Annotated in this window: 18 protein-coding genes; 7 read left to right on the plus strand and 11 right to left on the minus strand. The window is 75.0% G+C overall.

Translation table 11 applies throughout. The features are described from left to right. Window positions 1-26: 26 nt before the first annotated feature. From GA0070623_RS03955 to GA0070623_RS03995, 9 genes are all read right to left on the minus strand, one after another. Entirely contained in the window at window positions 27-794 is a 768-nt protein-coding gene (locus GA0070623_RS03955) for a lytic polysaccharide monooxygenase (RefSeq protein WP_067306318.1), read from the minus strand. Between the two features lie 217 nt (window positions 795-1,011). After that, window positions 1,012-3,129, minus strand: a complete 2,118-nt coding sequence (locus tag GA0070623_RS03960; protein ID WP_157746949.1) for a transporter substrate-binding domain-containing protein — start codon at window positions 3,127-3,129, stop codon at window positions 1,012-1,014. 313 nt (window positions 3,130-3,442) lie between these two features. Beyond that, window positions 3,443-6,487 carry a M48 family metalloprotease gene (locus GA0070623_RS03965; protein WP_067306310.1) on the minus strand — a complete coding sequence of 1,015 codons (3,045 nt, stop codon included), beginning with the start codon at window positions 6,485-6,487 and terminating at the stop codon, window positions 3,443-3,445. A gap of 94 nt (window positions 6,488-6,581) precedes the next feature. Then, window positions 6,582-7,217, minus strand: a complete 636-nt coding sequence (locus GA0070623_RS30290; RefSeq protein WP_089003901.1) for a hypothetical protein — start codon at window positions 7,215-7,217, stop codon at window positions 6,582-6,584. Window positions 7,218-7,389: 172 nt separating this feature from the next. Further along, window positions 7,390-8,457 (minus strand): quinone oxidoreductase family protein, encoded by a 1,068-nt coding sequence (locus GA0070623_RS03975; RefSeq protein ID WP_231932648.1) that lies wholly within the window; start codon window positions 8,455-8,457, stop codon window positions 7,390-7,392. After that, on the minus strand, window positions 8,457-8,819 hold the full coding sequence (locus tag GA0070623_RS03980) for a hypothetical protein (RefSeq protein ID WP_067308363.1): 363 nt from the start codon (window positions 8,817-8,819) through the stop codon (window positions 8,457-8,459). Before GA0070623_RS03980 ends, GA0070623_RS03975 begins: the two co-directional genes overlap by 1 nt. Next, the gene (locus GA0070623_RS03985; protein ID WP_067308360.1) at window positions 8,816-9,679 is read right to left on the minus strand and encodes a DODA-type extradiol aromatic ring-opening family dioxygenase; all 864 of its coding nucleotides are present in this window, start codon (window positions 9,677-9,679) and stop codon (window positions 8,816-8,818) included. Before GA0070623_RS03985 ends, GA0070623_RS03980 begins: the two co-directional genes overlap by 4 nt. A gap of 32 nt (window positions 9,680-9,711) precedes the next feature. Further along, window positions 9,712-10,509 carry a citryl-CoA lyase gene (locus GA0070623_RS03990; protein ID WP_067308357.1) on the minus strand — a complete coding sequence of 266 codons (798 nt, stop codon included), beginning with the start codon at window positions 10,507-10,509 and terminating at the stop codon, window positions 9,712-9,714. Further along, window positions 10,491-11,651: a CaiB/BaiF CoA transferase family protein gene (locus GA0070623_RS03995; protein WP_067308354.1), complete on the minus strand. Its 1,161-nt coding sequence runs from the start codon at window positions 11,649-11,651 to the stop codon at window positions 10,491-10,493. The genes GA0070623_RS03990 and GA0070623_RS03995 overlap by 19 nt, the downstream gene beginning before the upstream one ends. 250 nt (window positions 11,652-11,901) lie before the next feature. Here GA0070623_RS03995 and GA0070623_RS04000 point away from each other — a divergent pair, with 250 nt between their 5' ends. Beyond that, window positions 11,902-13,362: an amidohydrolase family protein gene (locus tag GA0070623_RS04000; RefSeq protein WP_067308369.1), complete on the plus strand. Its 1,461-nt coding sequence runs from the start codon at window positions 11,902-11,904 to the stop codon at window positions 13,360-13,362. A gap of 59 nt (window positions 13,363-13,421) precedes the next feature. Further along, the gene (locus GA0070623_RS04005; protein WP_067308351.1) at window positions 13,422-14,237 is read left to right on the plus strand and encodes an IclR family transcriptional regulator domain-containing protein; all 816 of its coding nucleotides are present in this window, start codon (window positions 13,422-13,424) and stop codon (window positions 14,235-14,237) included. A 58-nt stretch (window positions 14,238-14,295) separates the two neighbouring features. Here the strand turns inward: GA0070623_RS04005 and GA0070623_RS04010 are convergent, their stop codons facing one another. Then, complete coding sequence (locus tag GA0070623_RS04010) at window positions 14,296-14,946, minus strand: TetR/AcrR family transcriptional regulator (protein WP_067308348.1); 651 nt, start codon at window positions 14,944-14,946, stop codon at window positions 14,296-14,298. Window positions 14,947-15,139: 193 nt separating this feature from the next. Between GA0070623_RS04010 and GA0070623_RS04015 the strand changes: the two genes are divergently transcribed. The 5 genes from GA0070623_RS04015 to GA0070623_RS04035 all read left to right on the plus strand — a co-directional run bounded on the left by GA0070623_RS04015 (window position 15,140) and on the right by GA0070623_RS04035 (window position 21,087). Then, entirely contained in the window at window positions 15,140-16,306 is a 1,167-nt protein-coding gene (locus GA0070623_RS04015) for an acyl-CoA dehydrogenase family protein (RefSeq protein WP_067308344.1), read from the plus strand. After that, on the plus strand, window positions 16,296-17,435 hold the full coding sequence (locus GA0070623_RS04020; protein ID WP_067308340.1) for a CaiB/BaiF CoA transferase family protein: 1,140 nt from the start codon (window positions 16,296-16,298) through the stop codon (window positions 17,433-17,435). The genes GA0070623_RS04015 and GA0070623_RS04020 overlap by 11 nt, the downstream gene beginning before the upstream one ends. 138 nt (window positions 17,436-17,573) lie before the next feature. Beyond that, on the plus strand, window positions 17,574-19,181 hold the full coding sequence (locus GA0070623_RS04025) for an RICIN domain-containing protein (RefSeq protein ID WP_067308337.1): 1,608 nt from the start codon (window positions 17,574-17,576) through the stop codon (window positions 19,179-19,181). Window positions 19,182-19,282: 101 nt separating this feature from the next. After that, window positions 19,283-20,263 (plus strand): ATP-binding cassette domain-containing protein, encoded by a 981-nt coding sequence (locus GA0070623_RS04030; RefSeq protein WP_067308334.1) that lies wholly within the window; start codon window positions 19,283-19,285, stop codon window positions 20,261-20,263. Continuing rightward, complete coding sequence (locus GA0070623_RS04035) at window positions 20,260-21,087, plus strand: ABC transporter permease (protein ID WP_067308333.1); 828 nt, start codon at window positions 20,260-20,262, stop codon at window positions 21,085-21,087. The genes GA0070623_RS04030 and GA0070623_RS04035 overlap by 4 nt, the downstream gene beginning before the upstream one ends. Here GA0070623_RS04035 and GA0070623_RS04040 read toward each other — a convergent pair. Beyond that, window positions 21,047-24,271, minus strand: a complete 3,225-nt coding sequence (locus tag GA0070623_RS04040; RefSeq protein WP_067308330.1) for an ATP-binding protein — start codon at window positions 24,269-24,271, stop codon at window positions 21,047-21,049. The genes GA0070623_RS04035 and GA0070623_RS04040 overlap by 41 nt on opposite strands. Window positions 24,272-24,301 lie beyond the last annotated feature (30 nt).

Here is a 24,301-nt window from a genome sequence, read left to right on the forward strand (position 1 = left end):
CGACGACTCTCATCGGTGCGGCCGGGTCAGACCTGGGTCCACAGGGCGGGCACGTAGGGGGGCTCCCAACCGGGGAGGGCGGTGTGCGCCTGCCGGCACCGGTAGCCCACCCCCTGGTAGGTGACCAGGTCACCGACCTGGTAGCTGCGGCCGGCGGTCCAGGTGCCGCCGGCGGTCGGCGCACCGGTCGGGGTGGCCGGCGGCGGGGTGGCGGTGCGGGTCGGCGTCGGGGTGGGGGTGGGGGTACGGGTCGGCGTCGCGGTGGGGCTCGGGGTCGGTCCGCCCCCGCCGATCTGCACGTCCACGCAGGAGTAGAAGGCGTTGGCGGTGTCGGAGATGTTCCAGACGGCGAGGATCTTCTGTCGACCGGAGAAGCCGGCCAGGCTGACGGTGTGCGCCACGGTGGCCTCGGGCTGCCGACCACCCCCGTCGACGATCCCGACCCGGGTGCCGCCGATGAAGTACTCCCAGTTGCGGGTGGCGTGCCGGGCGGTGTTCACCCAGGTGAAGGTGACCGTGCTGCCGACCGACGTGGCCGGCCAGCCCCGGGCGTCGTCGTCGAGGACGGCGAACTGGGTGATCCCGGCGCTGCAACTCCGCAGCCCCTTCACCCCTTCGACGCTCTGCGGCTCGTACCGGATCTGGCCGCAGTCCGGCACCTTCCCCTGGGCGCAGAGCGCCTGGCGGCTGGGTGGGGCGGAGACGTAGCCGTGGGCCTGGGCGGGCAGCGCGAGGCCCAGCGAGGTGACGACGGCACCCGTCGCCACCAGGGGGACGGTGATGGTTCGACGCATGGCGCACTCCTCGACGGTCGAGCCGGTCCGGACGGGCTCGGTGGACCCCGGGTGGGTCCGGGCCGTCCGACGACCCCGCACCCGGTCGGATCGGATCCACCTCGGGACGATTGCCATCACGGTAAATTAAAGTTTATTAACAGTAAAGCGTCCTTACGATTTTTCTCCGCCCGCCCGGTGGACCGCCGGAGCCGACCGCTCGCGACGGCGGCCGGGCCTAGCCGTCGGGACGCAGCAGGCAGCGCGGATCCTGCACCGTCGTCGGCCGTTGCCGGCGGGCCAACGCCTTGAGCAACGACTCCCGCAGCGGCAGGCCGAACAGCTCCGCCGAGTCGCCCGGCAGGTCGACCAGACTGGGGCAGGACACCCGCGACCTGATGACGTCGTTGGCGACGATCTCCACCCCGCCCCGGTCGGACAGCACGGTGGTCGACTCGTCGTCCGTCGAGACGACGTACCCGCGTAACTGGCGGGTCGGCGGGTCGGTGTCCGGATCGTTCGGGGCCGGTGACCCCGACGAGGCGGGGGTGGGCGGCGCGGCCGTCGGCACGGCCACCTGGATCGCGGTGGACGGCAGGATCGGCGTGCTCACCACCGCGTACAGCACGCCCAGCGTGAGAAGGACGGCCAGCAGGGCCGCGGCCCGGACGAAGGCGGCCACCTGCCCCGGACGCAACGGTCCGGTGGCGCGGGTGAGCAGCAGTACGGCCGGCCAACCGGCGATCAGGGCGAGAACCTCCTCCCCCTCGGCGAGAGCCGCCCCGACGGCCGCCCCGACGACTGTGGCGTAGAGCGGCAGGCCCACCGCCACCCAGCCGCGACCCGGCCGGCGGCCACCGACCCGGCCGGCGGCCCCGCGCCGACCGACGACCCGCAGCGCCAATGCCCAGGCCGGGACGAACACCAGCGGGGTGCTGGCCGCGGCGGCCAGGATGCTGCCCCACACCGCCCATCCCGGTGCCCGGTCCGTCCAGCGGGCCACCGCGTACCGGTCCCGCAGCCGCCGCCGGTCGGCGCCGTCGACCGCCGCCCCGAGCACCATCGCGCCGATGGTGAAGACCAGGGCGGGCAGAGCGGGGAAGACCCACACCACGGAGAGGCTCACCGCGGCGAGGAAATTGATCGGGTTGATGCTCTGCGCCAGCATCAGGGTGAACTGGCGGTCACCACCGGACTGGATCCACAGGTACAGCGCGGAGACCGCGACCGGCACACCGACCAGCAGCGACCACACCCCCGGCGCGGCGCCGCCCGGCCCCGGCTCGCCCGCCGGGGTGCCCCCGACGCCGGCCGGCCGGCGGGTGACCGTCCGCCCCGACGTGCGGCGGCGTCGCCGGTGTGCCAGCGTCCGCCCCCGGCGGGACCTCCCCGCCACCACGGGCGACACCGCCGCCGGCAGGCCGACGATCCCACCCGTGCCGTCCTGCCCGTCACTGCCGTCGCGCAGCAGCCGCCCCGGCGCGTACGGCTGCGAGCCGGCGAACCCCGCCTTGCGCAGGGTGGCGTCCATCGCCTTCTCCCAGGCCCCGGACTTCTTCTTCCGCAGGCTGGCCACCAGGAACGAGTCGACCAGAGCCTTCAGCGCGGGATCGTCGCGGGCCACCCCGATGCCGTACGCGGCCGACGCGGTGCCGGGAATATCGTTTACCCTCCACCCCGGTTCCGCGGCCCAGACCAGGCCACGCAGCAGGATCTCGTCACCGGCCACCGCGTCGGCCCGGCCGGCGCGTACGGCTGTCAGGCAGTGCCGCAGATCCCGGGCGAGCAGCAGGGGGTTTCCCAGCCGGGTGGCGTCGGCCGCGGCGCCGGACCCCGGCACCACGCACAGCCGATCCCGCCCCGGGTCGGTTGGCCGGTCACCGCGGGTGGCCATCACGGTCTCGCCGATCAGGTAGGGGCCGGCGAACTCGACGACCCGTTGCCGCTCCGCGGTGATCACCAGGCCGCCGAGGAGGACGTCGACCCGACCCGAGGTCAACGCGTCCAGCCGCTCCGTCGACTCCAGCGGCACGAACTCGGCGGACACCCCGATCGACCGGGCCAGGAAGGTGGCCAGGCTGGCGTCGAAGCCGGTGAACTGCTTCTGGGCGTCCGGGTCCTTGGTGCCCGGGTCCTTGACCGGCGTGCTCAGCAGCGGTTGGTCGGCCAACACCCCCACCCGCAGCTCGCGACCGGCGATCGAGGACCGCCGCAGGTAGTCCGCGATGGTGGGGCTCTTCGACGCTACCAGGGAGAACGCGGCGGTGGAGACGGCCACCAGCGCCAGGGCGAGGAACGGACCGGTGCCGCGCCACGGATCCCTCCGACCGGACAGACGGCGGGCGCGCAGACGCATGGCACCATCCCGGCGGGTGACGAGCGGCAGCGGACCGGCCGCGATCGGTTCTCCGAACCTGTCCACATCGGAGTCGTCAGTCAGATCATCAGGCGGTCGATCCGCCCGCATCCCCCGGTCGGCCACATCGGCTGTCGGCAACCGGACCCGGTCGCACCGGTCGTCCTCCCCGTGGCAGCGCACCGCCACCGGCCGGTCGTACGGCGTCCGGCCCGGACCCGGTGTCCGACCGGCCGGGCAGGGGCAACGGCCCGCCGGTTCCGACCGGCAACCAGCCGCGCGGTCGGGTGGCCGGGCCGGCGAATGCCGACGGTCAGGGCCGGTCGAGGGCGTCGACCACGGTGGTCACCACGTCGGCGAGCAGCCGCTCGTCCAGTGGCTCCGCCACCGCGACCACCGAGACGGCGACCAGGTTGTGCCCGACCCTTACCAGGACGAGGACGCTGGCGCCGGTGATCCGGCTCCGACCGCCGCCGACCGCCAGGGCGTAGTCGACCCGCCAGGACTGTTCGCCCAGCGCGGGGGCGGGCCGACCCCCGACGGTGAACCGCACCCCGCCGGCGGTGAACCGTCGACAGGCGGTCCGGGCGGCCTCGGCGGCGGCGAACACGGCCCCGGGCACCGGCTCGGCGTACGAGGTGACGTCGACGGCCACCGTGGTCGAGGCGATGCCGAGCCGGCCGGGCAGGGTGGCGTACCTGGCCTCGCCCCGGGCACGTTCCCCCGACCGGAGCCGGTCGAGGTATCCGCTGCGGGCCAGGGGGCGGCAGTCGGCGGGCTCGATCGGGTCGTCGCCCTCGGGGGTGACCGGTCGGGTCACCCAGGACCCCGGCAGCGCCGACCGGGCGGCCCGGCTGACGGCCCGCGCCTCGGCGGTGGTGAGCCGCCTTCCCGGGACGGACGAGGTGCCGGACGCCGGGCCGACGGCAGTCGGCCGGCCGGGCGGCGTCCCGCCCGGCGAGGTCGGCAGGGCCGGCGGGGCCGCCGCGGTCGGCTGGGACCGGGGCACGGACGGTGTGCCGGCCGCCGGCAGCGGCACCCGGGTGCCGGGCACCCCCGGCCCGAGCGCCAGCAGCGTCAGCGTCACCGTGGTCAGCGCCACCACCGGCGGCAACGACCGTGCCGGCACCGGCCACCGGCGGCGGTCGACCCGGCCGGGCCGGGACAGCAGCAGGAACGGCACGCCGAGGGCGGTCAGGTACAGCAGCCAGACCAACGGGTTGCCCACGGTCAGCCGGAACGCCGGTCCGTCGGCGGAGCGGCCGGCCAGCACCGCGTCGAGGTACTGGAGCAGCGCGGACCCGAGGGTCGTCGCCACCGCGGCGGGCAACGCCCGGCCGAGCCGGTCCGCCATGCCCCAGGTGATCGGGCCGGACCCGGCCGGGCCGCACCCGGACGCGGTGTCGGGTGAGGAGGCGGTGGCTGCGGGGCCGGGGTCGGTCGCGGACCCGGCCGCAGTACCCGCGCCGGTCCCTGATCGCGGGCGGGTCGCGGTCGCCAGCAGGACGACCCCGCCGGCCAGGGCGGTGAGCAGCCAGCGGGCCTGCGCGTCGGCCACCGCCTCGTCGAGGCTGCCGGGCGGGGCGAGCCGGAGCTGCCCGACGGCACCACCCGTGCAGACCAGCACGGCGACCGCGACCACCCGGACCCGCGTCGACCGGGCCACCCGACGGACCCTGGTGACGGCGGACCGGCGGCCGTTCGGCGGCCCGCCGGTCGGCCGACGCCCGGTCAGGCCCCGCAGGGCGAGCAGCGCCGGCAGCCCGAGGGCGGGCAGCAGCCAGCCGGTGGCGGGCAGGTCGTAGGCCAGCCAGCTCCGGACCAGGTCGGGGTCGTGCCACAGCGGAGGGAGCCCGGGTACCGGCCACAGCACCGCGACCGTCACGCCGAGGGCGCTCGCGTACCCGGCGAACCACCACCGGGCACCCGACCGGGCGAGTGCCGCCGCGACGAGCACGCAGAGCCCGACCGCGCCGGCACCGAGCACCGCCGTCACCACGGCGAAGGCCAGGCTCGCCGTGGCCCCCCGGTCGAGGAAGAGGTCAGCACCGCCGGGCAGGGGCAGCCAGGCGGTGCCGAGGGTCGCCACGAACAGGCCGACGCCCGTCCCGGCGACCGGTCGCCACCAGCCGACCGTCGCCCCGGACCGGCGGGCCGTGGCCGCCCGGCGGCGCAGCGACGGCAACAGCCCGCCGACGATCAACACCGCGCCGACCCAGACGTCGACCAGCCGGGGCAGCCAGCCCAGCGCCGGATAGTGCCCGTTCATGACGAGTTCGTGGACGGCGGCCATGGTCACCACCGCCACCGCGCCGACCGCCACCCCCTGGACCAGCTCGCCGGCCCGCCGGTCGGCCGGCTCCCGCAGCGAGCGGATCCGTTCCGCCGCGGTCGGATGCCGGGCGAACAACCGACGCCACAGCGCCGGCGACCGCCGGTCGACGCCGACGCCGACGCCGGAGCGCAGCAGGGCGGTCAGCGCCCCGGCCGGGCCGCCGGCCGCCGCGTACCGGTCCGCGGCACGTTCGCGCGCCCGCAACAGCGCCGCCGCCAGCACAGCGACCAGGCCGGCCAGCAGCCCGGCCCGCAGGAACGCACCGGCGACGACCGCGTTCGGTCCGAACGCGCCGATCTCCAGCAGGCCGCCGACGGCGACCGCCGGCAGCGGCAGCCAGACGAGGGCCCGGACGGCGGCCACCCACGTCACGTCCCGCGCCCGGACATGCGCCAGTTCGTGCCGCACCACCGGGTCGAACCGGTGCGGATCCCGGTACGCCACGGCGAGCCCGACCGGGAGGACGACGGTCGGCCGCCGGCCGACGAGACCGACGGTGAAAGCCTGCCGGACCGGTGGGCCGGCGATCAGCAGGCGCGGCCGGTCCCGGCCGGTCAGCTGCTCGGCGGCGCAGAGCGCGCCGAACCGCCGCGCCGCCGCCTCGACGGTGAAGCGGCCACGATGGCGGCGCAGTCGCCACAGGTCGGCCGCTGGCACCGCCACCAGCAGCACCGCCGCGCCGGCCAGCACGACGGCGACCGCGACGAGCAGCACCAGTGCCCGCTGGCGGGCCGGTGCGGCCAGGCAGTCGGTGAACCCGGGCGGCACCGGGTTCGCGGCGGTCGCCCCGGAGGCCCGCTCACAGGCGGCGAAGACCACCGCCCAGGGCAGGCTGCGGGACCGGTCGGCGAGGAAGTACAGGTCCCCCGCACCGACGCCGACCGCACCGAGGGCCGCCACCACGAGCAGGTACCACCAGCCCAGCCGTTCCGGTACCGCGGCGGGATCCCGGCGGAACGCACCGACCGGCCCGGCGTCGACGGACCCCGCCCCGGATGCCCCGGCCGGGTCGGTGGCGGTCATCCGGCCGGAGAGGGCGGTCGGGTGTCGGCCGGGTCGGTGGCGGTCATCCCACCACACCGCCCATAGGGGACGGTCGGGTTGCCGGCCGGCTCGGTCACCGGTCGTCCGACGTGACCGTCGCGCCGACCGCGGCGTCGGCGAGCAGGTCGGCCGCCTCCGGGGTCAGACCCAGCGCGAGCGCGTGTCGCCGGCACGCCGCCCGCAGCCGGGCCGCCTGCTCGGCGGTCAGCTCCAGCGGCTCCGTCGGCGACGGCGCCGCGGCCGGCGGGGCGGTCTCTGCCTGCCGTACGGCGGGCGGGGCGTCAACGGCCTGCCGTACGGCGGGCGGGGTGGTGTCTGCCTGCCGCGCGGCGGACGCCGGGTCGTCCGCCGGCCCGGCGGCCGCGGGGGTCGACCCCGAGCCAGCCGGCGGCGTCGGGTCAGCGCGTCGGCGGCGGCGACGCCAACCGGCGCGGATCCCGGCCCCGATCCCGGTCGCCCCGAGGACGAGCACCTCGCTGCTGGCGGCGGCGACCGCCTGGAGGAACAGTTCGCTGACCAGTGAGGTGTCGATGCCGAACCCGACCGCGCTGCCCGGTGCCCGGGAGGTGCGGGCGGGACGTGCGCCGCCGGTACGCCAGTCGACGGCGACCGTGTCGAAGACCTCCAGCTCCTCGGGTGCGTACCGGGTCACGGCCGTCCGGGCGGCGTCGACGACGAGGACGGCGAACTGCGGGGGAAGATCGGGCACCGGTCCATTTTCGCGCTGTCGGGCAAGCCGACAGCAGCCGACGGTCAGGAATCGGTCAGCCGGCGAGGCGGGACGGGCCGGGCAGCGCAACGGGCCGAAGTCAGGCGGTCGGGCGGGTCGGGTCAGGCGAGGCGGGACGCGTCGGGTGGGACGGGCGAGGCGGCGGGGCGGATCAGTCGGGTGGGGGCACCAGCACGATGCGGCCGGCGGCAGTGCCGGCCCGCTGGTCGGCCCAGGCCTCCGCCGCCTCGGCCAACGGCCGTACCTGGTGGGCGACGGTCAGCCGGCCGGCGGCGGCGTGCCCGGCCACCAGGGTGATCGCCGTCGCGCGTTCGGCGGCGGTCAGCTCGTTGTTGGTGTAGCCCAGGATCCGCAGCGATCCGCCGCGCAGGGTCGCCGAGTCGATCGGCGCGGTCGGCGCGGCCGAGCCACCGAGGTTGACCAGCCGCCCGCCCGGGGCCAGGGCGCGCAGGGCCGCCGCCGCCGGCACCCCGAACAGGGGGTCCAGCACCAGGTCCACCGGGCCGTCGGCGGCCTGCCGGAAACGCCGGGCCAGGGTCTCCGGCTCGTCGTCGGCGGTGAGCCGGACCACCGCGTCCGCGCCGGACCGGCGCGCGGAGTAGACGGCGGCGTCGGACCGGCAGGCGGCCACCACCCGCCCCGCCCCGGCGAGCCGGGCGAGCTGCACCGCCGCCTGGCCGACCGCGCCACCGGCGGCCAGCACCAGCACCACCTCGCCGGGGCGCAGGCCACCGCGCAGGGTCAACGCCGCCCACGCGGCGACCGCCGAGAGCCCGAGGGCCGCCACCAGCCGGTGGTCGGCCCCCGGTGGCAGGGGCACCGGGTCGGTCGCGGGGACCACCGCGTACCCGGCCAGGCTGCCGTCGCCGGGGGCCATCCCGGCCCGGGTCGGGAACCAGACCGGGGTGCCGTCGTCCAGCGTGCCGACGCCCTGCACGCCGGGGACGTACGGCAGGGCCGGGGCGCCCAGATAGGAGGTACCCGAGGCGCAGAGCAGGTCCAGCGGGGTCAGCGGCGCGGCGGTGACCCGTACCGACACCTCGCCCCCGGCCGGGACCGGGCGGGGGCGCTCGACCACGACGGGCGGCTCGCCGTGACCGGTGACGACGACGGCGGGCATCGACGCCGCAGCGGACACCGGCGCGCCGTCCGGGCCGGCGGTCGCCGACGCGGCAGCGGGACCGGCCGTCGGCGGCGGGTCGGCGGGGTCGGCGGTCATCAGGTGGCGATGTCGGGGTAGGGCAGCGAGAAGTGGGCCAGCCGCAGGCCGTACTGCTTCTGGTAGGCCATCGGTTCGGGGTGGTCCCGCTCGAACATGGCGATGAACAGGGTCAGCGTCAGGAACGGGTGCGCGCCGAGGGCGAAGAGCCGGACGTGGTCGTGGCTGGCCAGCGCGTCGCGTTCCTCGTCGGTGAAGCGCAGCCAGGTGCTCGCCTCACCGGTGGTGCAGTTGAGCACGGCGTTGGCGCGTTCGGCCTCCCACCAGGTCACCGTGCCCAGCGGGTCGGTGCGGTAGCGCTCGACCAGCTCCGGGTCGCGGTCGACGGTGTAGAGGAACTTGTCGACCAGGTAGCGGCTCATGCCGGCGCTCCGTTCGGGTACCAGGTGAAGTACGCCTCCATGGTGTGGAACAGGTCCAGGGTGTCCACGTGGTCGGCCTTGGCGCCCGCGCCGGCCACCCCCATCATCAGCATGAAGTCCATGAAGCCGTGGGTGGCGTTGCCAGGGGCGTGCAGGCTGTCCAGGGTCACCTCGGACAGGCAGCCGTCGAGGTCGCCGTTGGCGATCCACTCCACCGCCCGGCGGTCGAACTCCGGGTCCGGTCCCTGCGGGCCGAACTGGCGCGGCCCGCCCAGCTCCAGCGACAGGTGGCCGGTGCCGATGACGGCCACCCGCAGGTGGCTGGGCCAGCTCTCGACGATCTCCCGGATGGCCGCGCCGAGCTGGACGAACCGTTTCGGCTGCGGCAGCGGCGGGGCGAAGATGTTGGTGTAGATCGGCACGATCGGCAGGTCCGCCTCGGGCCGCAGCGTGATGATCGGGCAGGTGATGCTGTGGTCGATCCGCAGCTCGTTGCTGAAGGCCAGGTCGAACCCGGCGTCCAGGCCGGCCCGCAGCACGTGGGCCGACAGGTCCTCCTGGCCGCGCAGCAGCATCCGGGGCAGGCCGAACTCGCGTTCCTCGTTGTACCAGTTGGCGTCGTAGAACGGGGCCTTGCCGACCAGGAACTGCGGCATGTTGTCCAGCCAGAGCTGGTGGAAGTGGTCGGAGCCGACCATCACCAGCACGTCCGGGTTGGCCCGGGTGAGGGTCTCCCGGAAGGCGAGGATCTTGCGGGCCCACTCGTCGGCGAACGGGGGCCGGTCCTCACCGGTGGCCGTGGTGGCGCGGTAGTAGAACGGATGGTGGGTGGAGGCGATGACCGCGACGACCTGGGCCATGGCCGCTCCTCTCGCAGACGGTGGGTGGGGAATCAGTCGGCGTCGTCCGGCACGTACCGGGCGTTGCGGTCGACGGTCTGGTAGATGTCCATGCCGAGCGGCCGGCGGCGCTCCTCGGCGAGGTGGCCGAGCAGGCCGGCGGTCCGGGCCAGCAGGGCGAAGCCGCGCAGCAGGTCGATCGGCAGGCCGAGGTCGGCCAGGGCCGCGCCGCACACCCCCGCGCCGTTGAGCGGCAGGGTGCGGCCGAGCACCTGCGGGTGGACCCGGCCGATCGCCTCGAACAGCCGCAGGTGCGGCCCGCGCAGGCCCTCCTGCTCGGCGATCGCGATCAGCACCGGGGTGCGCGGGTCGGTCTCCTTGTGCACCGGGTGGCCGAGGCCCGGCACCAGGCGCCTGGCGGCGCGGGCGGCGCGCACCGCGTCCAGGGCGACGGCGTCCCAGCCGGCGTCGTCGGTGGGTGTGTCGGTGAGCCCGGCGAGGGTGTCGGCGAGGAACCGGCCGCAGTCCTCGGTGACCCCGAGGAAGCGGGAGCCGCCGCCGAGCAGGCCGGCGGCGATCGCGCCCTGCAACGCCTCCGGCGCGCTGAGGTAGGTCAACCGGGCCGCGATCGCGGTGGGGGTGAAGCCGTGGTCGGCCAGGGCCACCAGGACGGTCTCGAAGACACGCACCTCGCCGGGGCCGGGGCGACGCCCGGCGACCAGCCAGAACGCCAGTTCGCCGAAGCCCACCCGGCCCATCAGGTCGCCGGCCAGGTCCTGGCCGAGCAGCCGGATGGTGGTCGGGTCGGAGGTGCCGATCGAGGTCGGGAAGTCTAGCTGCCGGTCAGCCACGCGCGGATCTCCTCGCCGTGTTCGTCGAGCGCGGGCGGCGGGGTGCCGTACCGCGCGGGGGTGTCCGAAAGGGTGATCGGGTGCCGGATGCCGGGCACCGCGGCGGCGCCCTCGCCGACGGTGACCACCGGGTCCAGCCCGAGGCGTTCGGCGAGGGCGACCCCGCCGTCGATGGTGTTGATCGGGGCGCAGGGCACCCCGGCGGCCATCAGGTCGGTGAACCACTCGTCGCGGGTACGGCGGCGCAGCCGTTCGACCAGCAGCGGGCGCAGCTCCTCCCGGTTGGCGGTACGGTCCTGGTTGCGGGTGAACCGGGGGTCGTCGACCAGCTCCGGCAGGTCGAGCACCTGGCAGAGCCGGCGGAACTGCCCGTCGTTGCCGGCGATGACGATCAGCTCGCCGTCGGCGACCGGCAGCGGCTCGTAGGGGAAGAGGCTGGGGTGGGCGTTGCCCATCCGGAACGGCACCACCCCGCCCGCGACGTAGCCGCTGCTGTGGTTGACCAGGCCGGACAGCGCCGAGGAGAGCAGGTTGACCTCGACGTGCTGGCCGCGCCCCGAGTCGTGCCGGTGGTGCAGGGCGGCGAGGATGCCGATCGACGCGTGTAGCCCGGCCATCACGTCGAACACGGAGATGCCGGCCCGGTAGGGCGGGCCGTCGGGGTCGCCGGTGAGGCTCATCAGCCCGGAGATCGCCTGCACCATCAGGTCGTAGCCGGGGTAGCCCGCGCCCGCGCCGGTGCCGAACCCGCTGATCGAGGCGTACACCACCCGGGGGTTGCCGGCGGCGACGGTGTCGTAGTCCAGCGCGAAGCGGCGCAGCCCGCCGGGCTTGAAGTTCTCGATCAGGACGTCGGCCCGGGCGGCCAGCCGGTGCGCCACGGCGAGGTCGTCGGGGTCCTTCAGGTCGAGGGCGATGGACCGCTTGTTGCGGTTGATGCCCAGGTAGTAGGTGGAGACGTCGTCGCGGACCGGGGGCATCCAGGTGCGGGTGTCGTCGCCGCCCGGCCCCTCCACCTTGATCACCTCGGCGCCGAGGTCGGCCAGCAGCATGGTGGCGTACGGCCCGGCGAGGATGCGGGAGAAGTCGGCCACCACGACGCCGTGCAGCGGGCCGGTCCGCCCCGGTGTCTCCTCCGCCATGCCCCACCCCTCTCGTTGACCGCCAGACGGACGAGTGTCCGCTCGATCAGTTTCCCGATGACTCTATGAGACGTCAACACCTCGGCTAAATTCTCGGGAAACTCCCAGTTCCACGCGTTCGAAAGCAACCGGAGACACGACGGTAACGTGGTCTTGACATGGCCGGTGACCGGGAACACACTGGCGAAACCTGAACTGACCGTACAGCGGACAAGCGTCCGCTGAGCACCCCGGAACGGAAGTGGCGGCGATGAGTGCGAACGAGGGGCGGACACCGGCGGCGGGCCAACCGGTGGTGTTCCGCAACGGCCTGGTGCTGACCATGGACGACACCCACACGGTGCTCCCCCGCGCCGACGTGCTGGTGATCGGCGACCGGATCGCCGCCGTCGGCGCGGAGCTGGCTGTGCCGGAGGGCACCCGGGAGATCGACGCGGCCGGCGGCATCGTCATGCCCGGCATGATCGACACCCACCGGCACATGTGGCAGACCGCGATGCGCGGCTACGGCGCCGACTGGACGCTCACCCAGTACTTCGTCTGGTACTACCTGGAGTCCGGCAAGCTGTTCCGCCCCGAGGACGTCTACGCCGGCAACCTGCTCGCCGCGATCGAGGCGATCGACGCCGGGGTCACCACCACCGTGGACTGGTCACACGGCCTGCAGACCCCGCAGCACGCCGACGCCGCCGTCGACGCCCTGGAGGCGGTGCCGGGCCGGTTCGTGCTCGCCTACGGCAACCTGCAGCAGGGGCCGTGGGAGTGGGCCACCACCCCCGAGTTCCGCGACTTCGTCACCCGCCGCATCCACGGCCGGGGCGACCGGCTCGGCTTCCAGATGGCCTTCGACGTCACCGGCGACCCGGCCTTCCCCGAGCGGGCCGCCTTCGAGGTGGCCCGGGACCTCGGCGTGCCGGTCACCACCCACGCCGGGGTGTGGGGGGCCACCAACGACGACGGCATCCGGCTGATGCACGAGCACGGCTTCATGACCGACTCGACCGTCTACGTGCACGCCGCCACCCTCAACCGCGACTCGTACCACCGGATCGCGGCCACCGGCGGCTCGGTCTCGGTCTCCACCGAGAGCGAGCAGAGCGCCGGCCAGGGCTACCCGCCCACCTGGCAGCTGCGCCACCACGACATCCCGGTCTCGCTGTCCATGGACACCAGCGTCTGGTGGAGCGGGGACCTGTTCTCCGCGATGCGGGCCACGCTGAGCGCCGACCGGTCCCGGGAACACCTGGAGGCGCACGGTCGACAGGAGACCGTCACCCACTGCCACCTGCGCGCCGAGCAGGTGGTGGAGTGGGCCACCCGGGGCGGCGCGCGGGCGCTCGGGCTCGACCACCTCGTCGGCGCCCTCACCCCGGGCCGCAAGGCGGACGTGGTGCTGATCAAGAACGACCGGTCGCCGGTGATGTTCCCGATCCTGCACCCCTACGGCCACGTGGTGTTCCAGGCCCAGCGCGGCGACGTGCACACCGTGCTGGTCGACGGCCGCCTGGTCAAGCACGAGCACCGGCTGGTCGGCGTCGACCTGGCCGCCGCCCGCACCGCGGTCGGCCGCACCGTCGAACACCTCACCACCACCATGGGCGTCGACGCCTGGGAGAAGGGGATGAACCCGGACGTCCCCGAGACGGCGGTGCTGGACAACCCGTACACCTACACCCAGTGGGACGCCGGCTCGGCGCAGTGGAAACAATAGCCGTCCGATGCCCGGCGGGTGACCACCCGCCGGGCCGGGGCAGCCAGCGAAGGGACTCCATGGGGCGCGAGACCGGAACCGACTTCATCGAGGCGCTGGCGCGCGGCCTCGACGTGCTGCGCTGCTTCCGTCCGGGCCAGCCGACGATGACGCTCAGCGAGATCGCGGCGGTGACCGGGCTGGCCCGCCCCACCGTGCGGCGCATCCTGCTCACCCTGGAGGAGCTGGGCTACGTCCGGGCCGCCGACCGGGGTTTCGCGCTCACCCCCCGGGTGCTGGAGCTGGGCGTGGCGTACGTCAACTCGCTGGGCATCTGGGACGTCGCCCGCCCGCACATGCGGCAGCTGGTGACCGAGACCGGCGAGTCGACCTCGCTGGCCCAGCTCGACGGCAGCGACATCGTCTACGTGTCCCGGGTGGCGGTGCCCAAGATCGTCACGCTTTCGGTGACCATCGGCACCCGCTTCCCGGCCGTGGCCACCTCGATGGGCAAGGTGCTGCTGGCCGCCCTCACCCCGGCGGAACTCACCGCCGTGCTGGCCGTCCCGGGCCGCTCCGGCATCGACGCCCGCTGGCGGCCGGACCGCGACGAGCTGGACCGGGAGCTGCGCGAGGTACGGGCGCGCGGCTGGGCCCTGGCCGACCAGGACCTGGCCGCCGGCATCCGGTCGGTCGCCACCGGGGTCCGCGACGGCGACGGCCGGGTGGTGGCCGCGCTCAACGTCACGGTGCACGCCGCGGAGACCTCGCTGGAGCGGCTCACCGACGAGCACCTGCCCCGCCTGCTGCGCACCGCCGCCGAGATCAGCCGGGACTGGGCCCGGCTCGACAGCGTGCCGATGACCGTGCAGCCACCAGCGGGCCGCCCGGACTGAGCCGGGACACGGCGGAAAGCGACGGGACCGGCGGGGACGCGACGGAGAGCGGCGGGGCTCAGGCGGACGGCGGGCGGCCCGTCGCGGGCGGGTCGTCGGCGATGGCGGGGAAGACCTGCTCCACGATGGTCAGCAGGGTGTTGGTCAGCAGCAGGTGCACCTGGGAGCGGTCCAGGGTGCCCCGCTGGAGCCACTCCCGGGCGGTCGAGGTGGCCAGCCCGCCGTACGCCCGGATCATGCCGCGCAGCTCCGTGCGGTGGGCGGTCACGTCGGCCAGCCCCACCGCGACGAGCACGCTGTCCGCCGCGACCTCCTCGGCCCCGGTCAGCACCAGGGCGACGTCCGGGTCGTGGCCCATCCCCCCGGCGGTCACCGCGGCCAGCCAGGAGCTGCGGTGCCGGGACACCACGTCGAGGAACCAGGTGACGCTGGCGTCGACCCGGGTCCGCAGGTCCCCGGCGGGCAGCCCCGCCACGGCCACCTCGGGGACGGTCACCATCACCCGGACGACCTCCAGGTAGAGCTGCTTCTTGGTGCCGAAGTAGTGGTTGACCAGGCCCCGGGCCACCCCGGCCGCGCGGGCGATGTCGGTGGTCGACACGTCCGCGTAGGGGCGCTCGCCGAACAGCCGGACCGCGCAGGCGAGGATCTGGCCCCGCCGGGCGTCGGGCTCCAGCCGCCGTCGCCGGGGTGCGGTGTCAACGCTCACCCCACCGACCCTACCGGCCGCCCGGCGGGGCGGATTCCAGGTCGGGGCGGTCCCGCCAGCCGGGCGATCGGCGGCGCGGCCCGCCGCGCTCCCCCGCCGCACGACCCGGCCGCACCCGACGTACGGGGCCCGGCCGCACCCGCGACGGTCAGGACTCGTTGACACATCGCCAACACGGCGTGAGGGTGTAACCATGCCGACACCCGGACTCGACCACTACACCTCCCCCTGGCGCGAGCCCGAGCACGACGACCTCGCCGACCTGGCCCGCGACTTCTTCACCCGGGAGGTGCTGCCGCACACCGAGCGGCTGCTGGCCCAGGGCCATCCGGACCGCGACCACTACCGGCGGGCCGGCGAGCTGGGCCTGCTCGGTCTCTCCGTCCCCGAGGAGTACGGCGGCGGGGGCGGCGGTTTCAGCCACGAGGCGGTGCTGCTGCACGAGCAGGCGCACGTCGGGGAGAGCACCCTCGGCCTCGGCGTGCACAGCGGCATCGTCACCGGCTACCTGGTCGCCTACGGCAGTACCGAGCAGAAGCGGCGCTGGCTGCCCGGACTGTGCCGGGGGGAGTTGGTGGGGGCGATCGCGATGACCGAACCCGACGGCGGTTCCGACCTGCAGGCGATGCGGACCCGGGCCGTCCGCGACGGCGACGACTACCTGGTCACCGGGGCCAAGACGTTCATCAGCAACGGCGGCCTCGCCGACCTGGTCGTCCTGGCCGTCAAGACCGACCCGCGGCAGCGGGCCGCCGGCATCTCCCTGCTGGTGTGCGAGGTCGGCGACGACCCGGAGGGTTTCCGGCGGGGTCGGCTGCTGTCCAAGATCGGGCTGCACGGCAACGACACCGCCGAGCTGTTCTTCGACGGTCTGCGGGTGCCGGCGGCGAACCTGCTCGGCGGGGCCGAGGGGCTCGGCTTCGGCCAGATGATGCGGCAACTGCCCCAGGAACGCCTGGTCATCGGCGTCTCGGCGGTGGCGGCGATGCAGCGGGCGGTGGAGCTGACCACCGCGTACGTCAAGGAACGCACCGCCTTCGGCCGGCCGCTGATCGACCACCAGAACACCCGGATGGTGCTGGCCGAGTGCGCCACCCGTACCCGGGTCAGCCGGGTCTTCCTCGACGACTGCATCAGCCGGCACGACCGGGGTGAGTTGGACGTGGCCACCGCGGCGATGGCGAAGGCCTGGCTCACCGAGGGGCAGTGCGAGGTCGTCGACCGCTGCCTGCAGCTGTTCGGCGGCTACGGGTACACCACCGAGTACCCGATCGCCCGGATGTACGCCGACGCCCGGGTGCAGAAGATCTACGGCGGGACCAACGAGATCATGAAGGAGCTGATCGCCCGTGCCCTCTGACGCCGACGCGCCCGCCACCGGGCCGCTGGCCGGGGTGCGGGTGGTGGAGCTGGCCAGCCTGGCCCCGGCGCCGTTCGGCTGCATGGTGCTGGCCGACCTCGGCGCGGACGTGGTGCGGGTCGACCGGCCGGACGGTCCCGGCCCGGGGCGGCTGGCCGCCCCGTCGACCGGGCCGCTGCACCGGGGCCGCCGGATCACCGCACTGGACCTGAAGACCCCCGCCGGACTGGCCGACCTGCTGCGCCTGGTCGAGCGGGCCGACGTGCTGGTCGAGGCGTACCGGCCGGGGGTGGCCGAACGGCTCGGGCTCGGCCCGCGCGTCTGCCGGGAGCGCAATCCCCGCCTGGTGTACGCCCGGCTGACCGGCTGGGGTCAGGACGGCCCGCTGGCCGACCGTGCCGGGCACGACATCGACTACATCGCGGTGGCCGGCGCGCTGGAGCCGCTGGGCCGCGCCGGTGGCCCCCCGCACGCCCCGCTGAACCTGCTCGGCGACTTCGCCGGGGGCGGGATGCTGCTCGCCACCGGCGTGCTGGCCGCCCTGCTGGAACGGGAACGCTCCGGCCTGGGCCAGGTGGTCGACGCCGCGATGGTCGACGGGTCGGCGCTGCTCACCGCGTTCCTGCACGGGATGGTCGCCGCCGGCCGGTGGTCCGCGCCGCGCGGCGGCAACCTGCTCGACGGCGGTGCCCCGTTCTACGACACCTACCGCACCGCCGACGACCGGTTCGTGGCGGTGGGCGCGCTGGAGCCGGCGTTCTACGCCGCGCTGCTGACCGGGCTCGGCCTGGCCGACGATCCGGGGCTGCCCGCCCAGTACGACCCGGACGGCTGGCCGGAGCTGCGCCGCCGGTTCACCGCCCGGTTCGCCGCGCGCACCCGCGACGAGTGGACGGCGGTCTTCGCCGACCTCGACGCGTGTGTCGCGCCGGTGCTCGCCCCCACCGAGGCGCACCGCCACCCGCACAACGCCGCCCGGGGCACCTTCGTCGAGGTGGGGGGCGAGGTCCAGCCGGCCCCTGCGCCCCGGTTCGCCCGGACACCGGCCCCGCCGCCCCGCCCGGCCCCGGACCCGACGGAGCCGCTGGACGTCGCCGCCGTCCTCGACGGCTGGCCCGCCCGGCCCTGACCGGGCGGCCCGGTCCCCGCCGCACCGCCGCACGCCCGGCGTCGGGTTTGCCGGAATTCATCGATGTCGATACGGTGCAGCGGAGAGACCGCCCGGCGGCCCGTCCCGGCCGTACCCCGCCACCGCGGAAGGAGCCAGATGCCCCCTGCGACCCCCACCCGAGGTTCCCCCCGGCGGCCCGGCCTGCTGGCCGTCACCATCCTCGCCCTGGTCGCCGCCGCCACGACCGTCGCCCCGCCGGCGGCCACCGCGGCCACCGTCGACACCGGGGCCAGCTACGTGCTCGTCAACCGCAACAGCGGCAAGGCGATGGACCTGTACGACTGGTCCACCGCCGACGGCGCCCCGGTCAGGCAGTACACCCGCAACGACCTCGCCGTGCAGCAGTGGCGGTTCGTCGACATGGGCAGCGGCTACTACCAGATCCGCTCGGCGCACAGCGGCAAGGTCCTCGAACTGCCCAACGCCCTCGACGGCACCCCGCTGGTGCAGAACCCGGCGGTCAGCGGCAACACCCGGCAGCACTTCCGGCTGGTCGACTCCGCGGGCGGCTACGTCCGGCTGCTCAACCGGCACTCCGGCAAGGCGCTGGACGTGTGGGAACGGTCCACCGCCGACGGCGCGACGATCTCGCAGTACCAGGACCTGGACGGCGCGAACCAGCAGTGGCAGCTGGCCCGGCCGGGCGGCACCGCCGACTGCGGCGGCGGCGCGTTCCAGGCCGAGGCGGTGCTCAGCGGCGGCACCTGGACGGTCCGCAACGGCGGGACGACCGTCCACACCGGCACCGACCTGCGGGCCGCCGTGCAGGCCGCGGTGAACAGCCTGACCGCCGGCCGGACCAGCAAGCAACGGGTGGTGGTCCGCGGCTCGGGCACGATGAGCGCCAACTCCCGCATCTCGCTGCCCAGCTACACCACCCTCGACGTGTGCGGCACCATCAACGTCACCGGCACCGGCTCCGGTGACCAGGCACCCGTCTACTCCCGGGGCACCACCCAGGTCGAGGTACAGCACCTCACCCTCACCGGCACCCCGCTGTACGGGGTCTTCCTGCGTAACGTCACCGACGTCGTGCTGGGGCAGCTCGACATGCGGCTCTCCGCCGGCCTCGGCGTCCGCATCGACAACCGGGGCGACACCAGCCAGTGGACCCGCAACGTGCGTATCGACACCGTGTACGTCTCGGGCGCCAGCTCACACGCCGTCGAGACGTACGGCGTCGACGGGCTGACCGTGGGCACCGTCACCGCCCGCAACGTCGGCGAGTCCGGCCTGCTGCTCAACCAGACCATCAACGCCACCGTGTCCACGGTGGACGCCGAGAACGCCGGCACCGGCACCGGCTACGCCGCGTTCCGGATGGCCAACCGCAACGGCCGCATCGGCGACGGCTACCCGACCAACATCCGGGTCGGCACGGTCCGGGCCCGCGGCGGCGGCCGGGGCGTGTTCTGCGTCTCCGAGTCCGGCGGCGCGACGATCGACCGGGTCGACATCGCCAACACCGGCAACAACGCCGTGCTCATCGAGAACTGCTACGGCGTGAGCCTGGCCACCAACGGCGGCACGATCAGCGGCGGCGGCGAGGTACGGCTGGCCGAACGCACCGAGTTCCCCGGCAACCGGGACCTCACCCTGCGCAACTTCACCCTGGTGAACAACCGCATCGTGGAGAACCCCTGCGCCGACAACCTGACCATCAGCAACGTCACCCTGACCAACGCGACCATCCAGCGCTGCTGACCCCACCGCCGCACGCCCGGGTGCCACCGTCGGCGGTGGCACCCGGGCCGTGTCAGCGGCGTGTCAGCGCGGTGTCAGCCGGCCGGCGCACGCTGCACGGCATGACAACTGATCTGATGATCGAGGCCGAGGGTCTGGTCAAGACCTTCGGGCACACCCGGGCGTTGCAAGGGGTGGACCTCGCCGTGCCCCGGGGCACCGTGCTCGGGGTGCTCGGCCCGAACGGGGCCGGCAAGACCACCGCCGTCCGCATCCTGTCCACGCTGCTCACCCCGGACGCCGGCACCGCCCGGATCCACGGCCTCGACGTGGTACGCCAGGCCGAGCAGGTCCGGCAGTCCATCGGCCTCACCGGCCAGTACGCCTCGGTCGACGAGGACCTGACCGGGCGGCAGAACCTCGAACTGTTCGGCGTGCTGCTGGAGCTCGGCCGGGCCGGTGCCCGGCGGCGGGCCACCGAGCTGCTCGAATGGTTCGACCTGACCGCCGCCGCGCACCGACCGGCCAAGACCTACTCCGGCGGGATGCGGCGGCGGTTGGACCTGGCCGCCAGCCTGGTCGGCTCACCAGAGGTGATCTTCCTGGACGAGCCGACGACCGGCCTCGACCCGGCCAAGCGCGAGGACATGTGGGACGTGGTCCGGTCGCTGGTCGCCGACGGGGCGACCGTGCTGCTCACCACGCAGTACCTGGAGGAGGCCGACGCGCTCGCCGACGCGATCACGGTGATCGACCACGGCCGGGTCATCGCGCACGACACCCCGGAGGGGCTCAAGCGGGTCGTCGGCGGGCAGACCCTGGAGGTCCGGCCGGCCGACCCGGCACACCTGGCCCCGACGGCGGCGATCCTGTCCGGGGTGGGCTCCGGCGCCTCCGCCGACGAGATCCGGCGCGGGGTGCTCGCGGTGCCGGTCGCCGACGACACCGCGCTGACCGAGAGCGTCGCCCGGCTGGCCGCCGCCGGCATCCCGGTCACCGAACTCTCGCTGCACCTGCCCAGCCTCGACGAGGTGTTCTTCACCCTGACCGGCCGGACCGCGGCCGACGACGACACCAGCGCCCGTACGGAGGTCGCCGCATGAGCACCCTGACCGGTACCCCGCCCAGGACCAACCCGCGGCTGTCCAGGGCGGTGGCGAACCCGCGCCCGCTGCGCCTGCTGCGGCACTCGTCGGCGCTGGCCCAGCGCAGCCTGATCAAGACCTGGCGCACCCCCGAGGCGCTGATCGACGTCACCCTGCAACCGATGCTCTTCCTGGTCATCTTCGTCTACGTCTTCGGCGGCGCGGTCGCCGGCTCCACCCACGACTACCTGCAGTTCCTGCTACCCGGCATCCTGGCGCAGACCATCGCCACCGGGTGCATCGCGATCGGGGTGAACCTCAACGCCGACATCGCCAAGGGCATCTTCGACCGGTTCCGGTCCCTGCCCGTCCCCCGTTCCGCGCCGCTGCTCGGGGCGGTGCTGGGCGACGTGGTGCGGTACGTGATCGTCACCGTGTCGACGCTGGGGATCGGCTACCTGATGGGCTTCCGGATCGAGTCCGACCCGCTGCGGGCCGTCGCCGGCTGCCTGCTCGCGGTGCTGTTCGCGCTCTGCCTGAGCTGGCTGCCGGTCTACGTGTCGATGAAGGTGCGTACCCCGGGCGCGGTACAGGGACTGATGTTCGCGCTGATCATGCCGCTGAGTTTCGGATCCAACGTGTTCGTCGCCGCCGGCACCCTGCCGGGCTGGATGCAGGCCGTGGTGACGGTCAACCCGTTGACCCACCTGGTGACGGCGATGCGCGGGCTGTTCCTCGGCACCCCGGTCGGCGCCCACGTGTGGTGGACGCTGCTCTGGTGCGCCGGCTTCGTCGCGGTGTTCATGCCACTGGCGCTGCGTGCGTACCGCCGGAAGGTCTGACCCGGCCGAGCAGATCGTCCATCAGCTCGCGGACCCGGGTGACGGCCGCGCCGGGTGGGCGGGACCGCCACCCGGCCAGCATCGGCTCCCGCTGCTCCTCGTCGACGAGGGCGGCGGTGAGCCGTTCGCCGGTGCCGGACGGGAAGAACGTCACCGAGTTGCTGCCCAGCCGGGTGCCGAGCACGAACAACTCCCGCGCGGTGTCGACGTCGGCACGGTGCGCGGCCAGCTCGGCCCCGCCCAGCGCCCACGTGCCGATCACCGGCAGGTCCCGGGAGGAGAGCGCCTCCCCGCCGGCCCGGACCAGCAGCCCGACCGCGTGGGCGTCGGCGGTCCACCCGGCGTCCGGCCGCACCTGGGCCACCCGCAGGTGGAACACCGCCACCGTGACCAGGAGCACCACCCGGGGCTGCGGCGGCGGACCGGTCCATCCGGCCAGCGCCCTGGTCACCGCGTCGGCGTGCCCGAGCACCTCGGCGTACCGGCCGCGTCGCCAGGCGAGCTGGGCCAGGCCCAGGCTCGCCTGCGCGCTGTCCAGCGCCGCGCCCTGCCCCGGTGCCGCGGTCTCACCCAGCCGCCGCTCGGCGGCCGGGTCGCCGGCCAGGGCGAGCTGCACGTCCAGCAGCACCCGGATCGAGCGGGAGTCCTGGGTGGCGCCGATCAGGTCCATGTGGTGCACGCTGCGGGCCAGCCACGCGGTGGCCCGGCCACCGTCGGACGCGGTGACGGCGTGCCCGATGGTCTGTGCCGCCATCGCCATCCCCCAGTGGTCGCCGGCCGCCTCGAAGCGGTGGTACGCCTGCTCCGCGTCGGCCGCGGACGCGTCCGGCAGGCCACCACTCTCCCGGATCGCGGCGCGGGCGAACAGCCCGAACCCCTGCACGTACGGGTCCGGATGGGCGATCAGCACGGCGGTCCCCGGCAGCGCCTCACCCGCGTCGAACAGGGCGAGCGCGGGCAGCGCCGCGGCGAGCGCGGTTATCCGGGAGGAGACCTCGCCGGGCCGCTCCGCCAGCAGGCGGCGCAGGGCCCGCTGGGCGAGCGCGGCGAGCCGGCGCGGACCACTGATGCCGGCGTTCACCGACACCAGCAGGCACGTCCAGGCGAGCCGGCCGGCGTCGGGCAGCGGCCGGCCACTGGACCGCCCGGCCAGGATCGCCGAGCCGGTGCGACGGGCCGGGTCGTCCACGTGCAGCAGGCTCCCGGCCCACCCGGAGACCTCCACGTGCAGGCCCCGCACGGTCCAGAGGTGGAACAGCGCGGTGGCGACGTCCACGGCCGCCGGCTCGTCGTCGTGCCCGAGCGCCCCGCGCAGGCCGGCGATGAGGTTGTCCTGCTCGGCGGCGCACCGGGCGAAGGCGTCGAGCTGGCCGGGGCCGATGAACCGGTCGACGAAGCGGACCGCCTCCCGCCGCGCCCAGTCGACCAGGCCGGCCGTCGCCGCGTCCCGGTCACCGGCGGCGTCGAGGCGGGCCTCGCCGTACTCGCGGACGGTCTCCAGCATCCGGTAGCGGGGCGGACCCTCCCCCTCGACCAGGGTCAGCAGGGACTGCTCGACCAGCGTCGCCAGCCCGCGTCGGACGTCGGCGGTCCCGGCGACGGCGGCGGCCAGCTCGGCGGTGAACGGGCCGGGGACGACCGCGAGCCGCTGGAGGAGGTGCCGGTCGGCGGGCGCGAGCAGCTCCCGACTCCAGTCGACCATCGCCCACAGGCTCGCGTGCCGCTCGGGCAGTCCGCGCAGCGCGGCGTCGAGCAGCGCGAACCGGTCGGTCAGCCCGGCGAGCACGTCGTCGATCGGCATGTGCCGCAGCCGGGCGGCGGCCAGCTCCAGGGCCAACGGCAGGTTGTCCAGCCGGTGGCACAGCTCCAGCACCCGGACCGCGTCCCCGGTCAGGGCCGCGCCACCGGCCCGGGCCCGGGACTCGATCAGCTCCAGCGCGTCGGCGTCCGGCAGCATGGTCAGTCGGTGGACCCGCTCACCGACCAGGCCCAGCGGGGCCCGGCTGGTCGCCAGCACGGCCACCTCCGGTGGGGTCACCGCGACCAGGTCGGCGACCACCGTCGCCACGGTGTCCAGCAGGTGCTCGCAGTTGTCCAGCACCACCAGACCGTCGAGGTCCGGCGCCAGCGCCCGCAGCCGTTCGCCGGGGCTGAGCACCCGACGTTCCCGACCCAGCGGGCCGCCGGCCGTCGTGGTGTCCGCCCCGCCCAGGGCCGCGAGCACGGTGGGCAGCACCTCCTCGGGTGCCCGCAGGCCGGCGAGTTCGATCACCCGGGCCGGTCGTCCGGCCTCGGCCGTACGCCGCACCAGCTCGGCGGCGAGCCGGGTCTTCCCCGCGCCGCCGGTCGCCACGACGGTCACCAGGGCCGCCTCGGTCAGCGCCGCCTCCACCGCCTCGACGTCCCGCTCCCGACCGACCAGGGCCGTCCTCGGCCGGCGCCACGCGCCGGGCAGGGTGCTGCGCGGCACGGCCGCCGGGGTCGTACCGACGGCGGCGGGGGCGGCCAGCTCGCCGCGCAGCAACGACAGGTGGACCTCGGTGATCACCGGTGACGGATCGGTGCCGTACCGGTCGGCCAGTTCGACGCGGAGCCGTTCGATCACCTCCAGCGCCTCGGCGTCGCGCCCCTGGGCCGCGAGCACCCGGACCAGCAGGGCCGCCGACGGCTCGTCCGGCGGGGTACGCGCGACGAGCCGCCGCAGGTCGGCCTCGTCGTGCCGCCCCGCACCGGCCAGGGCGGCCTCGGCGCGCAGTGCGGTGACGTCGGCGAACAGCCGGGCGTGCTCCGTGGTGTCCAGCTCGGGGACCTCGGGGAACAGCGCGCGGGCCGCGTCGGCCGCCGCCCCCGCCGCCGGTACGTCACCGGCTCGCAGGTCGGCCCGCCCCCGCTCGACCAGGCTGCGGGCCCGTACCGCGTCGACGGTGACGTCCTCGGTGGGCAGCCGGTATCCGCCCGGTACGGCGACCACCGGCAGCCCGAGCCGGCGGACCCGGGACATCAGCGCCTGCACGGCACCGGTCGCGTCGTCGGGCGGCGTGCCGTCCCACACCGCGTCCACCAGCAGCGGGGTGGCGACCGCCCGGCCCCGGGCGTCGACCAGCGCGCGGACCACCGCGGCGAGCCGTTCACCCCGGACCGGCCGGCCGTCGACCGCGAGCGGGCCGAGGATCGTGATCTGCACGGGTCCAGCATCCCTCACCGGGAAGTCGGG

It is taken from the genome of Micromonospora rifamycinica, from assembly GCF_900090265.1.
Taxonomy (GTDB): domain Bacteria; phylum Actinomycetota; class Actinomycetes; order Mycobacteriales; family Micromonosporaceae; genus Micromonospora; species Micromonospora rifamycinica.

Excerpts from the sequence above, each read along its gene's own strand:
- GA0070623_RS04025 (WP_067308337.1), top strand. The coding sequence starts at position 17,574 with ATGCCCCCTGCGACCCCCACCCGAGGTTCCCCCCGGCGGCCCGGCCTG.
- GA0070623_RS03975 (WP_231932648.1), bottom strand. The coding sequence starts at position 8,457 with ATGACCGCCGACCCCGCCGACCCGCCGCCGACGGCCGGTCCCGCTGCC.
- GA0070623_RS03985 (WP_067308360.1), bottom strand. The coding sequence starts at position 9,679 with ATGGCCCAGGTCGTCGCGGTCATCGCCTCCACCCACCATCCGTTCTAC.
- GA0070623_RS03955 (WP_067306318.1), bottom strand. The coding sequence starts at position 794 with ATGCGTCGAACCATCACCGTCCCCCTGGTGGCGACGGGTGCCGTCGTC.
- GA0070623_RS04000 (WP_067308369.1), top strand. The coding sequence starts at position 11,902 with ATGAGTGCGAACGAGGGGCGGACACCGGCGGCGGGCCAACCGGTGGTG.
- GA0070623_RS03965 (WP_067306310.1), bottom strand. The coding sequence starts at position 6,487 with ATGACCGCCACCGACCCGGCCGGGGCATCCGGGGCGGGGTCCGTCGAC.
- GA0070623_RS04015 (WP_067308344.1), top strand. The coding sequence starts at position 15,140 with ATGCCGACACCCGGACTCGACCACTACACCTCCCCCTGGCGCGAGCCC.
- GA0070623_RS03960 (WP_157746949.1), bottom strand. The coding sequence starts at position 3,129 with ATGCGTCTGCGCGCCCGCCGTCTGTCCGGTCGGAGGGATCCGTGGCGC.
- GA0070623_RS04035 (WP_067308333.1), top strand. The coding sequence starts at position 20,260 with ATGAGCACCCTGACCGGTACCCCGCCCAGGACCAACCCGCGGCTGTCC.
- GA0070623_RS04030 (WP_067308334.1), top strand. The coding sequence starts at position 19,283 with ATGACAACTGATCTGATGATCGAGGCCGAGGGTCTGGTCAAGACCTTC.
- GA0070623_RS03995 (WP_067308354.1), bottom strand. The coding sequence starts at position 11,651 with ATGGCGGAGGAGACACCGGGGCGGACCGGCCCGCTGCACGGCGTCGTG.
- GA0070623_RS03980 (WP_067308363.1), bottom strand. The coding sequence starts at position 8,819 with ATGAGCCGCTACCTGGTCGACAAGTTCCTCTACACCGTCGACCGCGAC.
- GA0070623_RS04005 (WP_067308351.1), top strand. The coding sequence starts at position 13,422 with ATGGGGCGCGAGACCGGAACCGACTTCATCGAGGCGCTGGCGCGCGGC.